16 protein-coding genes are annotated in these 14,555 nt (G+C 39.0%); 10 read left to right on the plus strand and 6 right to left on the minus strand.

All coding sequences use genetic code 11. The features are described from left to right. Positions 1 to 193: 193 nt before the first annotated feature. The 7 genes from L0668_RS05720 to murA are packed head-to-tail and all read left to right on the plus strand — an operon-like array spanning position 194 to position 4,831. On the plus strand, positions 194 to 994 hold the full coding sequence (locus L0668_RS05720; RefSeq protein ID WP_235311119.1) for an ATP-binding cassette domain-containing protein: 801 nt from the start codon (positions 194 to 196) through the stop codon (positions 992 to 994). Continuing rightward, complete coding sequence (gene mlaE, locus L0668_RS05725; RefSeq protein WP_235311120.1) at positions 991 to 1,770, plus strand: lipid asymmetry maintenance ABC transporter permease subunit MlaE; 780 nt, start codon at positions 991 to 993, stop codon at positions 1,768 to 1,770. Before L0668_RS05720 ends, mlaE begins: the two co-directional genes overlap by 4 nt. Positions 1,771 to 1,781: 11 nt before the next feature. Then, positions 1,782 to 2,246 carry an outer membrane lipid asymmetry maintenance protein MlaD gene (gene mlaD / locus L0668_RS05730; protein ID WP_235311121.1) on the plus strand — a complete coding sequence of 155 codons (465 nt, stop codon included), beginning with the start codon at positions 1,782 to 1,784 and terminating at the stop codon, positions 2,244 to 2,246. Positions 2,247 to 2,291: 45 nt separating this feature from the next. Continuing rightward, the gene (locus L0668_RS05735; RefSeq protein WP_235311227.1) at positions 2,292 to 2,903 is read left to right on the plus strand and encodes an MlaC/ttg2D family ABC transporter substrate-binding protein; all 612 of its coding nucleotides are present in this window, start codon (positions 2,292 to 2,294) and stop codon (positions 2,901 to 2,903) included. A gap of 10 nt (positions 2,904 to 2,913) precedes the next feature. After that, positions 2,914 to 3,231, plus strand: coding sequence for an STAS domain-containing protein (locus L0668_RS05740; RefSeq protein ID WP_235311122.1), 318 nt, complete (start codon positions 2,914 to 2,916; stop codon positions 3,229 to 3,231). Positions 3,232 to 3,260: 29 nt separating this feature from the next. Continuing rightward, entirely contained in the window at positions 3,261 to 3,518 is a 258-nt protein-coding gene (locus L0668_RS05745) for a BolA family protein (RefSeq protein ID WP_235311123.1), read from the plus strand. Between the two features lie 50 nt (positions 3,519 to 3,568). Further along, positions 3,569 to 4,831: a UDP-N-acetylglucosamine 1-carboxyvinyltransferase gene (gene murA / locus L0668_RS05750; RefSeq protein WP_235311124.1), complete on the plus strand. Its 1,263-nt coding sequence runs from the start codon at positions 3,569 to 3,571 to the stop codon at positions 4,829 to 4,831. A gap of 73 nt (positions 4,832 to 4,904) precedes the next feature. Here murA and L0668_RS05755 read toward each other — a convergent pair whose 3' ends face one another. The 3 genes from L0668_RS05755 to L0668_RS05765 all read right to left on the minus strand — a co-directional run bounded on the left by L0668_RS05755 (position 4,905) and on the right by L0668_RS05765 (position 7,954). Continuing rightward, a complete protein-coding gene (locus tag L0668_RS05755) occupies positions 4,905 to 5,978 on the minus strand; it encodes a trypsin-like peptidase domain-containing protein (protein ID WP_235311125.1) in 1,074 nt (357 codons plus the stop codon). A gap of 105 nt (positions 5,979 to 6,083) precedes the next feature. Beyond that, positions 6,084 to 7,448, minus strand: a complete 1,365-nt coding sequence (locus tag L0668_RS05760) for a DegQ family serine endoprotease (protein ID WP_235311126.1) — start codon at positions 7,446 to 7,448, stop codon at positions 6,084 to 6,086. Positions 7,449 to 7,516: 68 nt separating this feature from the next. Next, positions 7,517 to 7,954: a ZapG family protein gene (locus L0668_RS05765; RefSeq protein WP_235311127.1), complete on the minus strand. Its 438-nt coding sequence runs from the start codon at positions 7,952 to 7,954 to the stop codon at positions 7,517 to 7,519. 190 nt (positions 7,955 to 8,144) lie between these two features. On the opposite strand from L0668_RS05765, the gene zapE reads away from it, so the two are divergent. The 3 genes from zapE (at position 8,145) to L0668_RS05780 (ending at position 12,512) form a co-directional block, all read left to right on the plus strand. After that, a complete protein-coding gene (gene zapE, locus L0668_RS05770; RefSeq protein WP_235311128.1) occupies positions 8,145 to 9,251 on the plus strand; it encodes a cell division protein ZapE in 1,107 nt (368 codons plus the stop codon). Between the two features lie 131 nt (positions 9,252 to 9,382). Then, positions 9,383 to 10,108, plus strand: coding sequence for a YebC/PmpR family DNA-binding transcriptional regulator (locus L0668_RS05775; protein WP_235311129.1), 726 nt, complete (start codon positions 9,383 to 9,385; stop codon positions 10,106 to 10,108). Positions 10,109 to 10,889: 781 nt separating this feature from the next. Further along, positions 10,890 to 12,512 (plus strand): P-loop ATPase, Sll1717 family, encoded by a 1,623-nt coding sequence (locus tag L0668_RS05780; RefSeq protein ID WP_235311130.1) that lies wholly within the window; start codon positions 10,890 to 10,892, stop codon positions 12,510 to 12,512. 668 nt (positions 12,513 to 13,180) lie between these two features. Here the strand turns inward: L0668_RS05780 and folE are convergent. The 3 genes from folE to L0668_RS05795 form a co-directional block, all read right to left on the minus strand. Next, positions 13,181 to 13,735 (minus strand): GTP cyclohydrolase I FolE, encoded by a 555-nt coding sequence (gene folE / locus L0668_RS05785; protein ID WP_235311131.1) that lies wholly within the window; start codon positions 13,733 to 13,735, stop codon positions 13,181 to 13,183. Between the two features lie 137 nt (positions 13,736 to 13,872). Beyond that, on the minus strand, positions 13,873 to 14,046 hold the full coding sequence (locus tag L0668_RS05790) for a hypothetical protein (RefSeq protein ID WP_235311132.1): 174 nt from the start codon (positions 14,044 to 14,046) through the stop codon (positions 13,873 to 13,875). A gap of 59 nt (positions 14,047 to 14,105) precedes the next feature. Further along, positions 14,106 to 14,534 carry a CopD family protein gene (locus L0668_RS05795; protein WP_235311133.1) on the minus strand — a complete coding sequence of 143 codons (429 nt, stop codon included), beginning with the start codon at positions 14,532 to 14,534 and terminating at the stop codon, positions 14,106 to 14,108. Positions 14,535 to 14,555 lie beyond the last annotated feature (21 nt).

A 14,555-nucleotide genomic window follows, 5' to 3' on the forward strand; every position in this document is an offset into this window, starting at 1 on the left:
TATTGTTACAGTATGAATTGAGCACAAAACGTACATTAAGTTTGTATTCAGCTAAAATTGGTTTTAATTGAATATACCTTGTTACTTTTTCCTTTTGTTATTTAGTCGCGAAAACGAATACAATGTGCAACATATCAAAGGCGTATTTTTTTAACCTTTCAGTTAACTTTTTTTTGGAACAATCCAGACTTAAATGGAAAATTTGATAGAAATAGACAATTTAACCTTTAGCCGCAGTGGCCGAATTATCTACGACGATATTTCACTGCGGATCCAAAAAGGTAAGACAACCGCGATTATGGGACCCAGTGGCATAGGAAAAACCACTATGCTGCGCTTAATGGGTGGTCAACTCACCCCTGATTCAGGCGAAATTAAATATAAAGGTGAATCTATTCCTAAAATGAGGCGGAATAGATTATTTGAAGTACGCCGGCAAATGAGTATGTTGTTTCAAAGTGGTGCGCTTTTTACCGACATGACGGTATTTGACAATGTAGCATTCCCGTTGCGTGAACATACAAAATTACCTGAATCAGTTATTCACACAGTGGTAATGTTGAAATTACAGGCTGTTGGGTTGAGAGGCGCTGCTGAACTAATGCCTGCAGAATTATCTGGCGGCATGGCCCGCCGAGCTGCTTTGGCCAGAGCGATTGCCTTAGATCCTGAATTAATCATGTACGACGAACCATTTGCTGGACAGGATCCAATCTCAATGGGGGTGTTAGTTAAGTTAATTAAAGCGCTAAATGATGCGCTCCAGTTAACTAGTGTTGTGGTCACTCATGATGTCACTGAGGTGTTAACAATAGCTGACTATATTTATATTTTGGCTGAGAAAAAAGTGATTGGCAGTGGTACCCCAGAACAAATAAAAAATAGTGATTCGGAGTTAGTCCAACAGTTTTTACAAGGTAAGGCTGATGGGCCGGTGCCTTTTCATTTTCCTGCATCAAGCACAGCACAAGCTTTCTTGGGTGGTGACTTATGAACTGGTTAGCGAATATTGGGGCAAGTACTATTGAAAGAGTGGTGATGTTTGGTCGCGCTACTTTGATGTTATTTGGTGCGCTTGTGGCTAAACCTCAACCATTAAAAATGCTGCCACTAACTATCAAGCAATTATATGTAGTGGGTGTGCAGTCATTATTAATTATTGTGGTGTCAGGCTTGTTTATTGGCATGGTGATGGCGTTACAAGGCTACACAATATTAGTGGGATACGGTGCTGAAGGCAGTTTAGGGCCTATGGTTGCACTGTCATTATTGCGTGAATTAGGCCCAGTGGTGACAGCTTTACTTTTTGCAGGACGAGCAGGCTCAGCACTAACGGCTGAAATTGGTTTAATGAAAGCGACCGAGCAATTAAGTAGTTTAGAAATGATGGCGGTTGACCCATTACGCAGAGTTATAGCACCTCGATTATGGGCTGGCGTTATATCTATGCCTATGTTGGCTATAATCTTTAGTGCGGTTGGCATTATTGGTGGACATTTAGTTGGCGTAGATTGGCTAGGTGTGGACGAAGGCAGTTATTGGTCTATCATGCAAGCAACCGTTGAGTGGGATAAAGACGTGATGAACGGTGTGATTAAAAGTATTGTTTTTGCTTTTGTCATTACCTGGATTGCGACGTTTAAAGGGTATGATTCAATACCCACATCTGAAGGTATCAGTAAAGCTACGACAGAAACCGTAGTGTTTTCTTCGCTAGCTGTTTTAGGGTTAGATTTTATTTTAACTGCATTAATGTTTGGAATTGAGTAAAGGAAATGGGAATGAAATCCAGAAAGGCGGAATTGTTAGTAGGTTTATTTGTGGTGTTAACCATAGCAGCCGGTTTGATATTGGCTTTAAAAGTAGCGAATCAAAGTATCTCAAGCTCAGCAGACACTTATACTTTATACGCTAAGTTTGACAATATTGGCGGCTTAAAAGCTCGCTCGGCTGTTAAGGTGGGGGGAGTAACAGTGGGCAGAGTAGATAGTATTACGTTAGATAATGAAGACTTTACCCCTATAGTGGCCATGAGTATTTCAAAAGAATTTCAAAAGTTTCCAGAGACAAGTTCAGTTGCCATTCTAACTTCTGGACTATTAGGCGAGCAATATATTGGATTTCAACCAGGTTTTGCCATTGATGGTATTGAAAACTTGGTTGACGGTAACTACATACAGGACACTAAATCAGCATTGGTGTTGGAAGATCTTATTGGCCAATTTTTATTTGGCAATAACGACTAAGTTATAGTGGAGAATTTAAACGTGTTAAAACAATTTACTCAAATTATGGTTAGCGGTTTGTTATTGCTTTCCTCAAATCTGCTTCAGGCAGAAGAAGTCAATCCTTATGTGATGATCCAAGATGTAGCAAATAAAACCTTTGAGCGGATGAAAAAGCAACGTCCTGAAATTGAAAAAAATCCAGAAATTCTGCGGGATATTATGGAAACAGAGTTGTTACCTTATATTGATTACAATTTTTCAGCGTTAAAGGTTTTGGGCAAATATTATAAAAAAGTGCCTAAAGAGTTGATCCCTGAGTATATCGGCGTATTTCGTTCTTATTTGATTACCACTTATTCCATTGCCTTGTCTTATTATAAAGATCAAGAAGTAGAGTTTCAGCCCACTAAAGAGTTGGATGATGATGAATCAGCTATTACGGTTCGAACCATAATTAAAGATCAAAACCGTCCTGACATTAATCTTTCTTTTAAATTGCGTAAAAACAAAAGAACTAATGAATGGAAAGCTTATGACATGGTAGCGGAGGGCATTAGTATGTTGTCTAGCAAACAAAGTGAGTTTGAATCGATATTACGTAAAGACGGTCTGCAAGAAGTGATCGATTTAATGAAAAGCGCGATTGAAAAACCACTGGTTTTAGAATCAAAATAAAGGATTGTAGATGGAAGCCTTAACACTGGTTACGCAAAAGCCAGGACACTTTGTTTTGCAAGGCGATTTAAATCGTGATTCAGTGCCTTTGTGTAAACAACAAACATTTCTAGCTTTAAAGAAGTTTGGTCAAACATCTAAAACTGAAAGTGCAATATTGGATATGTCTGGTATTGCCCATGCTGATACCGCGGGGTTAGCTTGGTTAATTAATCTGCTAAAGAACTGCAAGCAGCAGAATATATTGTTAGAACTAAAAAATATTCCAGAAACCCTAGTGAATCTGGCAAAAATTAGCGACGTTGACGGCTTTTTATCGGTACAATAGCAGATTAATTTCAAAACATTGGGCTTGTTATGGAACACCAACAAATAGAAATATTATTAAAAGATAAACTTGGTTTAGCTGAAGTGCATGTGAGTGGTGAAGGCTCTCATTTTCAAGTTATTGCTGTGAGCGACCAATTCGCTGATATGAGCAGAGTAAAAAAACAACAATTTGTGTATGCTCCCTTAGCTGAAAAAATAGCTGAAGGCGTGATGCATGCAGTCTCGATTAAAACCTTTACTGAATCTCAATGGCAACGAGAGAAATTATTTAATCTGCCTCAATAAGTCTTATTTCTTTATACCCCCTGCTTAAATTATCAAACTAGAGTACTCACATGGAAAAATTAATTATTGAGGCTTGTCCCCCTCTAAAAGGTAGTGTCACTATTTCAGGCGCCAAAAACGCAGCCTTACCCATTTTGATGACCAGTATATTAGCCGACTCAACTTGTACTTTTGATAATGTGCCAGAGCTTAGAGATATCCGCACCACTTTAGCCTTGCTAAGTGAACTAGGTGCTCATGCCATTCGCTTAGATGCTCAATCGGTTGAAATAGATCCTAGACAGATTAATAATTTTAACGCTTCTTATGAGTTAGTTAAAACCATGCGCGCTTCCATTTTAGTGCTTGGACCGCTGCTGGCTAAGTTTGGTCAAGCGTCAGTATCTTTGCCTGGAGGGTGTGCGATTGGTGCTAGACCGGTTGATTTGCACTTGCAAGGGTTAGAGCAAATGGGAGCCATCATAGATGTTGATGCTGGTTACATACAGGCAAAAGTAAATGGTCGATTACAAGGCGCGCACATATTCATGGACGTAGTGAGTGTGGGAGCCACTGAAAACCTAATGATGGCAGCATGTTTGGCAGAGGGAGAAACTATTCTAGAAAATGCAGCTAGAGAGCCTGAAATTGTTGATTTAGCTAACTGTTTAAATGCCATGGGCGCTAAAGTCGAACATGCTGGTACAGACAAAATAGTGATCCAAGGCGTTAAAGCGCTTAATGGTTGTCGTTACAAAGTATTGCCCGACAGAATTGAAACTGGCACCTTCTTGATAGCAGCTGCTGTTACAGGCGGTAAAATTCGTTGTGAAAACGCGGCGCCTGAAACCTTGAAAGTGGTGTTAGATAAATTAATAAAAGCAGGAGCCAAGCTTGATATAGGTGAGGATTGGATTGAGTTAGATATGACAGATCGCACCTTAACCAGTGTTGATATTCAAACTGCGCCGCACCCTGGTTTTCCAACCGACATGCAAGCTCAGTTTGTGGCCTTAAATTGTTTAGCAGTGGGCACAGGCGTGGTAACAGAAAATATTTTTGAAAATCGTTTTATGCATGTTCCTGAATTACAACGTATGGGTGCTGAAATATCACTGCAAGGCAATAGTGCTGTGTGTGATGGAGTCTCCAAGTTAAAAGGCGCACAAGTTATGGCCACAGACTTGCGTGCTTCAGCTAGTTTGGTTATTGCAGGCTTGGTTGCGCAAGGGCAAACAAAAGTGGATCGAATTTATCATTTAGATCGTGGTTACGAACATATAGAGAAGAAGCTAAATGGCTTAGGCGCCAACATTAAACGCATTAATGAATAGGCAAGTTTACTAATAGTCAGATTGAGCTAGCTTGGTTTAATTAGGCTGAATTTAACTCAGATTAAGCTAGCCCCTAGTTTAATTCAGCTACTTCCATAGTCAGTTCAATATTTTGGCTGTTCCGAGTTACTTCTAGTTTCACCGAAGTTCCTGGAGCTGTGTTGGTGATATAGTTTAATGTGTCACGTATGCTAGTAGTAGCAAGGCCGTCCACTGACAAAATAATATCATTCACCTGTAAGCCACCTAATTCAGCGGGTTTTCCTCTTACTACCCCAGTCACCAGAATGCCACTACCGACTTGCCCTCCGGCAATTTGTTCCCCATTAAAACCTAAGGCGCCACGGGTAACCTTGCCACTAGCAATAATTTCATCCATGACTTTTTTAGCAAGTGAATAAGGGATGGCAAATGAAAGGCCTTCAACGTTTTCAATTCTGTTACCAATTCTGGTTTTAAAGTTAGCACTGGCTATGCCAATTAAATATCCTTCACTGTCCACTATGGCACCACCTGAGTTGCCTTCATATAATTCAGCGTCTGTTTGAATATAATCGAAGTAGTAATTCAAACCGTTGTTATTAATACGACTGACAATACCTTGGGTCACGGTTTGGCCCAAATTGTAGGGATTGCCTATGGCTAACACTACATCGCCCACTAGGTTGCTGGCTTGTTCTTTTTGTGGAACGACATGTAGGTTATCTTGAGAAATACTTAATACGGCTAAATCGGTTACTGGGTCAAATCCAACAATTTGTGCTTCTGCTAGCCGACCATCTTGTAAACCCACCACTATAATATTATTTTTTGTAGTGACTGCATTTTCAATCACATGCAAGCAGGTCAATACGTACCCTTCGGCACTCATTATTACCCCTGAACCAAGGTTGCTTCTGGTTAAAGGCTGGCGACGGTAACTATTGGCTGAGTCTAAACTTTGGCTATAAACATTAACTATGGCCGGCCCTGCTAAATTGACGGCTTGGCTGTAAGTTAATTTTTTACCCGTTTTATCTTGTGATTGGAAAAAAGTTAAGGGTAATCCACTACCTTGGCGTAAATCAGGAACTAGAATAAGAATAATGGATGAAATTATTATCCCAATTAGAATGGATTTAAGTATAGATGTTAATAGTCTTGGCACGTGTGAGTAGGCAGGTAGCTATATCAATTGTTAAAGATAATAGCATTCAAATCAGTAAGTTGATAGCGGCTAAAGCGTTAAGCAAAAGCCGCTATTTTGGTGAAACTAACGGATCACTAAATACAATGAGGTTAATCCACGTTTGATATTTAGCGCTATTACCCCTTTAGCATCATCTAACTCACTACGTAATTGCACAACAGTATCAATCTTTTTACGATTAACACCGATAATCACATCACCGTCTTGTAAACCAATACGGGCTGCGGGTGAACGACTTTCTAGTTCCGAAATAACTATCCCATCATCACCTTGTTTAGTTTTACCATTAGTTAAGGTTGCCCCTTCCAACGCAGGGTGGATTTCTTTAGCTACAACCGTTACTTGGGTCGCGTCACCTAATGTAACTTCAATAGTTTTACGCTTTCCTTTTCGCAATAAGGTTAATTCTACTTCGCTACCTGCGCCGATACTCCCGATTTTCGCTCTAAGTTCTTGGAAACTATCGATTTCTTTACCATTCATTTCTGTAATGATATCGCCGGCTTGAATGCCGCTTTTTTCAGCAGCTGAATCAGCAGAGACTTCGAGTACAAACGCGCCTTTGCTAACTTTTAAATTCATTGCTTCAGATAAACCAGAATCAATGTCTTGGCCAGTCACACCAAGTAACCCTCGACGCACTTCACCAAACTCAATGATTTGATCCACTAAACTTTTCATCATGTTTGAAGGAATAGCAAAACCAATACCTACGTTGCCGCCATTCGGGCCAAAAATAGCAGTGTTGATACCTACCAGTTCACCTCTAAGGCTAACTAAGGCTCCGCCAGAATTTCCGCGGTTAATGGCTGCATCAGTTTGAATAAAGTCTTCATAACCTCCAATATTTAAACCAGAACGTCCTAGGGCGCTGACGATGCCAGACGTCACGGTTTGACTTAGGCCAAAAGGATTACCAATAGCCACTACAAAATCCCCCACTCTTAACGCATCAGAATCAGCAAGGGGCACTGCGGTTAAGTTTTCAGGCTCGATTTTTAATAGAGCTATATCACTCTGTGCGTCTGCACCCAGTTTTTTAGCTTTTAACTCACGACCATCAGTTAAGGTAACTGTTATTTCGTCAGCATTATCGACTACATGGTTATTAGTTACTACATAACCTTTTTTAGCATCTATTATGACTCCTGAGCCTAAACCTTTAAAAGGCCGTTCTTGCACTTGTTCATTCGGGCCACCAAAAAAGTGTTTAAACATCTCTGGTACTTTTTGGCGAGAAACTTGGGTTCCCTCAACAGAAATACTGACTATGGCTGGTGTTGCTTTATCCAACATAGGCGCCAAGCTTGGCACTTCGTTTTTATCTGTTGAAAAGAAAGGCAAAGCAGCGTTTGACGACACACTTATCGACATACTCGCTGCAACAACACAACAGGCTACGGCAAAACGATTCACTATTTTATTCATCGAATATTATCTCCAAAAATTTATATTAATAAACAATAGAATGACTATATGTATTTACAGAAAGTTCCTTACTTCACTTCTTTGCTTTCTGGCTCCGCCGAACCAGAAAAAAGCCCAGAGCCCTCAGCGGAAAAGTCCAAAGGCTGAATATCAGCAGTATCTTTTTCACGAGTTGGACTGTCACTTTTGTTGCGTAGGTATGCTGTAGCGTGTTCACCAAAATAGTTTAGTTGATTATCTTCAGCCCCCGAGTTCTGCCTGATCACGGTTTGTTCATAGTGTGATATTTGCTGAGTCAATGCTTCAGCTTGTTGGCTTAATTGTTGTGCAATTTTTTTAGTTTCAAGTAAGTGAACTGAGGCTTGCTGTGCCATTAGTTCTTTCACTGTCTGTTCGCTTTCTGCTCTATTTTGTTGGTTTTCATCTTCTTTACTGAAATGTTTTGCAACAAAGTAACCAATAATTCCACCTACAATTAATAACAATAAGCCAATAATCCAATCCATAAATACTCCTAATATTTCATTTTTTGCTTCTGTAAACGCTAATTAGAGTTGAATTAAGTAGCTGAGCAGAAGCACAATACTGTTATTATACGCCTAGCATTTTTAATGCGGTCATTTTATTTGTATTCAAGTGGCTATTTATTTTCTTAAGACAGCATTACACGATAAACGGTAGGAAAAATTTAAATTTATGACAGGGCAAACTCCATGGCAGAAATATCAAGCCGATTTACAAACGCCTGAATTTCAATATGATGCTGCGCAAGAAAATGCAGTGAAAGAATTGCAACGTTTATACGATGAATTAACCCAGCCACAAAAAAAGTTAACTTGGCGAATTAAACTGCAAAAAACTTTTGGTAAAGGTATGCATAAACCTACCATCCAGGGTATTTATTTTTGGGGCGGTGTGGGTCGCGGTAAAACCTATTTAGTTGATACTTTTTACGAATGTTTGCCATTTGACAAAAAAATGCGTATTCACTTTCATCGATTTATGCATAGAGTGCATCAAGAACTTAAAACCTTAGGTGGCCGATCTGATCCACTAAAAATTATCGCACAAACCTTTGCCAACGAAACAAGAGTTATATGTTTTGATGAGTTTTTTGTATCGGATATTACCGATGCCATGATCTTAGGTACCTTGATGCAAGAGTTGTTTGCCCATGGCATAGTATTGGTCGCTACCTCTAATATTATTCCAGATGACTTATATAAAAATGGCTTACAAAGAGCTCGCTTTTTACCGGCTATTGAATTAATTAATCTTAACACGCGCATAGTTAATGTGGACAGTGGAGTGGATTATCGCTTACGTACTTTAGAGCAAGCTGAAATATTTCATTACCCACTTGATGAAAGAGCCAATAAAAATTTACATACCTATTTCAGTCAGTTGGCACCTGAGGTGGGCACTGAGAATCAAAGCATAGAAATTGAAGGTCGCTTGATCCCGTCTTTGCATTACGCTGATGGAGTGGTGATGTTTGAGTTTAGGGCGGTATGCGACGGTCCAAGAAGTCAAACAGATTACATGGAAATTAGCCGTTTATACCATTCAGTACTTATAGCAAACGTTGAACAAATGGGCCAAGCCAATGACGATATTGCACGACGTTTTATTGCCATGATTGATGAGTTTTATGAGCGTAATGTAAAGTTGATTATGTCAGCTGAAGTCGCGATGGAAGATTTGTATACACAAGGGCAACTAAGCTTTGAATTTAAACGCTGTTTAAGCCGATTGAAAGAAATGCAGTCTCACGACTATTTGGCTTCTGAACATATACCTTAGATGTGGATAAGCTAGAAGGTTTTTGCTTTTGTACTTCTATGGCATACGCGGTAAAATCGCAGATATTAAGCCTAATCGTTAAACTGCTAATGATTCACTAAAAAGCAGCTAGATAAAAAAGAGAACAGTAAATGGGAAGAAAATTCGAAGTTCGCAAAGTCTCCATGGCAAAAACAGCCGGAGCTAAAACCAAGGTATATTCTAAATACGGTAAAGAAATTTATGTTGTGGCTAAAAATGGCGGGACTGATCCCCAAGCCAATTTATCTTTACGCCGTTTAATCGAAAAAGCTAAAAAAGACCAAGTGCCAAGTCACGTGATTGACAAAGCCATCGACAAAGCCGCCGGTGGTGCAGGTGAAGACTATGTACCAGCTCGCTACGAAGGTTTTGGCCCTGGTGGTTGTATGGTGATTGTGGATTGTTTAACTGACAACAATAATCGGACCATTACAGACGTACGTAATTGTTTCACTAAAACCAGTTCAAAATTGGGTGTAGAAGGCACAGTGGGCCATATGTTCGATCATCAAGCGGTATTTGAATTTCCCGGTGAAGACGAAGATGCTGTGTTAGAAGTATTGATGGAAGCTGACGTAGATGTAACTGAAGTGGAAGCTGAAGACGGTATGATTACAGTTTACGCTCCGCACACGGAATTCAATAACACGCGAACAGCGCTAACAGAAGATGATCCAGAGATTAAATTTGATTCTGAAGAGATAACCTTTATCCCGCAAACAGAAGCAGAAGTCTCTGGCGATGATGTAGCCACATTCGACAAGTTTATGGATATGTTAGAAGACTGTGACGATGTACAGCATGTGTATCATAATGCAGTGGTTAATCGAGATTAGGTTTTAGCTTTAAAAAACTTAAGATGATTTAGAAGCCGAACTTAGCGTTCGGCTTTTTTGTTTATGCACTGCGTGCATGGGCTGCGCACACGAAGTATAGCTATGCTACTAAGAGCGAGAGTTTAAAGCATTCACTTCGTTCACCAAGCATGCGCTTTGCTTACCGTCATCCTGACGTATTTTCAAACGACATCCCTGTCGTCCAACTGACTTATGTTATGAAATACATCCATATATTTCACCCTTCGGGCCGCACTAAAGTACGTTCTAAATTTATCCATTAAATTTTGGGTCAACAGCCAAGAAAAGTAAGCAAAAGAGGCCGCTCGACGGGTATGTTCTTCATCCAACTATCAACTCACTTTTGCAGGTCGTGCTGATTCGTTCCCGACGAAACACCACTCAATCGCCTATCCATGGCTCTTGACCCACAAAAGTAAGCAGATAATTGGCGAACATAGAGTCGAAGGTAAATCAAAAGCATCGGCTTTGCCGACAAAGATTGTAATCGCTCATAATTAGTTCAAAACAGTCATTGGCGTTTACTTAGGTTTAGGACAGCTGATCCGACAAAGCAGACATTAGGTGTTTGTTGAACCTTATGGCAACAGCTAACCAATAACTCTCTTCAAATATCCTAAAGGATGGGTAAATATAGTGTACTTATTGCTTTGCAACTCATTGATTATTAGTTAGATTAGAGTAATTAATTGTCGTAGAACGTTCGGAGTTACTGAGCTTCCGATATATTAAGCTGTTAGGCTACTTTAAGCGAATTACAATGCAAGGAAATAAAATGCTAAAAGTTGGAGATTTAAATCTAGGATTCAGTGATGCAGAAAACTACAAGCGAAGAGAGAACAAAGAACTTCTAAATCATGTGTTTCTTAGGACATCTTCTTTGGATAAATTGTGCTCGCCATCCACCACATTTTTGGTGGGCGATAAGGGAACTGGTAAAACAGCATATGCAGTCTATATGTCCAATAACTCGCACGAAGATAACGTTTCATCTTTACGATACATAAGGGAAACGGAATATCAAAAATTTATAACCCTAAAAAATGAAAAGCATTTAGATCTTTCAGACTACAGTTCCATTTGGAAAGTAATTATATATTTACTTTTGTCAGAACAAATATACAAGCTTGAAGGAAAAGATGGACTATTCAAGCGGTTTAGTAAATTTCAAGCACTTCATGATGCCATTCAAGAATACTATCTCCATGCATTTTCCCCGGAAATTATTCACGCTTTGCAATTTATTCGAGAATCTAAGATTGTTGCAGAGTTACTTTCAAAACATGCAAAGGCCAAGGGAGAACAAACAGAAAATTTAACCTTTAGTGAATCTAGGTTTCAAACCAATTTACTATATATTCAGAAAAATTTTGAACAGGCTATTAGTTCACTAAAACTTGATAAAAGCCATATTCTTTTTATAGATGGGATAGATATAAGGCCATCTGCTATACCATTTGATGATTATCTCGAATGCATTAAGGGATTAGCTAATGCAGTATGGGAGATAAATAATGACTTTTTCCCGAGCATAAGAGATTCAAGAGGAAGGCTGAGGGCTGTTCTGTTGGTGCGTCCTGATATCTTTGCGTTATTGGGTCTTCAGAATCAAAACACTAAGATACGGGATAACTCTGTTTTGCTGGACTGGAGTACAGCATATAAAGATCATCGTTCTAGTGATTTATTTTCAGCATCAGATCAAATATTGAGACATCAGCAAGAAGAGGCGAAGGTATTGAGTGTTGGTGATTCATGGGATTACTATTTTCCGTTTGATACGCCAAGTTTGAAGACCCAATTTGAAAAGCCATCGTCCTTTGTAAGCTTTTTGAGGTTTGCCCTTTATCGACCTAGAGATATAGTCACAATGCTTTCAATGTTACAAGAAAACTTCGTGAAGACATCAAACGATAAGAATAGGTCATTTTCGAAAGATGACTTTGAGGAGAGTACTTTCAGGCGGAATTATGCTGATTATTTACTCGGAGAAGTAAAGGATCAGTTAGCCTTTTATTATGGTGATGATGAATACGAAAATTTCCTTAAATTTTTTGAATTTCTAGATGGAAAAAATAAATTTACCTACAATGAGTTCACTAAAGCATTCAAAGATCTTCAAGAATATTTAAGCGAAATTAATAGTAAAACGCCACGCTTTATGTCTACAGCTCCAGATTTCCTCCAGTTCCTCTATGACCTAAACGTAGTATGTTTTATAGAAAGAACAGAAGAAGGAAAGCCTCATATTCATTGGTGCTTTAGAGACCGTACCTATTCAAACATTTCGCCAAAAGTAAAGCTTGGTGAAACTTATGAGATTTTTTACGGCATGTCAAAAGCATTAAATACTGGAAAGAAGATTTCTCGTGGCAAAGCCTAACAAAGCCATCAAAATTCGTTCCGGCAAAAAAAAAGGCTTTCACTGGACGCGCTAACGTGCGCCATTTATAGCGGCGTTAATGTCCGCATTCGCGTAAAAATTCAATCAAAATTAAAGATCATCAGCAACTTCAATTCTGATGGTTCTGTTTGAAATCTCAAATTTGCCAATGACGGCTTTAGGTCGTTTTCTGTCCTTAAAAACTAGTAATCAATGTCCTAAGTTGGCACTTTTGAGACGTTATTTATTAACCTAAATTTAAACCTTCTTTAGTTTTGTGGCGAAGCCATGCTTTTGATTTTGCTCCCACATTCAAAACTTCCCAAATAACGCTAAGATTAATTGGGGCAATTGGCAGGACGCCAATTGAGCTTAGCCTTGTCGGGAACAAATCTAAGCGACCTAATTAATCTCAGTTATTTGGATTAGAAGTTTTGTTGGTGGGCGGTCTCTTTTGCTTACTTTTCTTGGCTGTTGACCCAAAATTTAATGGATAAATTTAGAACGTACTTTAGTGCGGCCCGAAGGGTGAAATATATGGATGTATTTCATAACATAAGTCAGTTGGACGACATGGATGTCGTTTGAAAAAAGGCACGGATGCCAAGTGCGAAGCATAAAAATAAGCGCAGCGCATAATCCTTTGCTTTAGCTTTTTGATAGGGAAACTATTTCCCTATCAAACGTAAAAACTCATTGCGTGTAGCATCCGACGAGCGCATTGAGCCTAACATCACTGATGTGATCATAGATGAATTTTGTTTTTGTACACCGCGCATCATCATACACATGTGTTTGCCTTCCATGATCACGCCCACACCTGAGGCGCCTGTGACTTCTTGCACTGCATCGGCAATTTGTTTGGTTAAACCTTCTTGGATTTGCAAACGTCTGGCGTACATGTCGACTATGCGAGCAAACTTAGATAAACCTAACACTTTACCTTGTGGTAAATAGGCGATAGAGCAGCTACCTATAAAAGGCAACATATGGTGTTCGCACAAAGAGTAAAATTCAATATCTTGCACGATAACCATTTCATCGGTATCGGCTTCAAATATGGCGCCATTTACCACTTCATCTAAGGTTTTCTCATATCCGTCAGTTAAAAACTGCATGGCTTTAGCCGCGCGTTTCGGGGTATCGACTAGTCCGCCACGTGTTACGTCTTCTCCTAATATGCTGAGAATTTGTGTGTAGTGTGCGGCTAATTTATCTGACATGTAATTTAACTCTTTGGTGTGTAATGAGATTTGAATATGTATTGGTAATACAGGGCAATAGGCAATGATAACATTGAATAAGTGCAGGATTAAACACTAGGGAGATATGAATGTCACTTTTCTGTCATAAAATGGACTTATTTGGGATGACTACTTGATTGGCGTATGGCTGCTAAATATTCATTTAATTCGATTTTGGCATGTTCGTAAGCCAGAGCATAATCTTTGGAGTCTGGGTGTTGTTTATATTGTTCAAAGGTTTTGTCTGTGTTTTTCATCAGTGTTTTTAATCTTCCTTGATTTAAATCCATGCCTATTCCTTTTCATTATCCTTTTGGGGTTAAGTCGTACATTTTTAGTGTGGCTTTTATTACAAGTATTTGACCACAGCTAAACTAATTATAAGAAACAAAATTAAAACGGGAGCTTCATTTAAAAAACGATAAAAACGCGCTGAATGCTTGTTTTTATTATCGGCAAATTGTTTAAGTAACTTGAATAAATAAAAGTGATAACTGTAAATTGCCAATACTAGTACTAATTTTAAGTGTAGCCACTTTGAGGCAATGAACCAGTCCATACCGTATAAAAATATTAGCCAAATACCAAACACTAAGGTTAATAAAGCGAATGGTGTGACAAAAAACCACAAGCGCCTTTCCATTATTTTAAATTGTTCTTTCACAGCTAAGTTGGTGGTTGAGGCGTGATAGACAAATAATCTGGGGAGATAAAAAATGCCAGCCATCCAAGCTACCATAAAAAATATATGTAAGGCTTTAATCCAAAGTATGGTCATAAATTTTCCAAGCTTGATTAT

The sequence above is a fragment of the Paraglaciecola algarum genome (genome assembly GCF_021532655.1).
Classification (GTDB): Bacteria; Pseudomonadota; Gammaproteobacteria; order Enterobacterales; family Alteromonadaceae; genus Paraglaciecola; species Paraglaciecola algarum.

Bases quoted from the DNA above. Each gene is read 5' to 3' on its own strand.
- L0668_RS05720 (WP_235311119.1), top strand. From the start codon at position 194: ATGGAAAATTTGATAGAAATAGACAATTTAACCTTTAGCCGCAGTGGC.
- mlaE (WP_235311120.1), top strand. From the start codon at position 991: ATGAACTGGTTAGCGAATATTGGGGCAAGTACTATTGAAAGAGTGGTG.
- mlaD (WP_235311121.1), top strand. From the start codon at position 1,782: ATGAAATCCAGAAAGGCGGAATTGTTAGTAGGTTTATTTGTGGTGTTA.
- L0668_RS05735 (WP_235311227.1), top strand. From the start codon at position 2,292: ATGGTTAGCGGTTTGTTATTGCTTTCCTCAAATCTGCTTCAGGCAGAA.
- L0668_RS05740 (WP_235311122.1), top strand. From the start codon at position 2,914: ATGGAAGCCTTAACACTGGTTACGCAAAAGCCAGGACACTTTGTTTTG.
- L0668_RS05745 (WP_235311123.1), top strand. From the start codon at position 3,261: ATGGAACACCAACAAATAGAAATATTATTAAAAGATAAACTTGGTTTA.
- murA (WP_235311124.1), top strand. From the start codon at position 3,569: ATGGAAAAATTAATTATTGAGGCTTGTCCCCCTCTAAAAGGTAGTGTC.
- L0668_RS05760 (WP_235311126.1), bottom strand. From the start codon at position 7,448: ATGAATAAAATAGTGAATCGTTTTGCCGTAGCCTGTTGTGTTGTTGCA.
- L0668_RS05765 (WP_235311127.1), bottom strand. From the start codon at position 7,954: ATGGATTGGATTATTGGCTTATTGTTATTAATTGTAGGTGGAATTATT.
- zapE (WP_235311128.1), top strand. From the start codon at position 8,145: ATGACAGGGCAAACTCCATGGCAGAAATATCAAGCCGATTTACAAACG.
- L0668_RS05775 (WP_235311129.1), top strand. From the start codon at position 9,383: ATGGGAAGAAAATTCGAAGTTCGCAAAGTCTCCATGGCAAAAACAGCC.
- L0668_RS05780 (WP_235311130.1), top strand. From the start codon at position 10,890: ATGCAAGGAAATAAAATGCTAAAAGTTGGAGATTTAAATCTAGGATTC.
- folE (WP_235311131.1), bottom strand. From the start codon at position 13,735: ATGTCAGATAAATTAGCCGCACACTACACACAAATTCTCAGCATATTA.
- L0668_RS05790 (WP_235311132.1), bottom strand. From the start codon at position 14,046: ATGGATTTAAATCAAGGAAGATTAAAAACACTGATGAAAAACACAGAC.
- L0668_RS05795 (WP_235311133.1), bottom strand. From the start codon at position 14,534: ATGACCATACTTTGGATTAAAGCCTTACATATATTTTTTATGGTAGCT.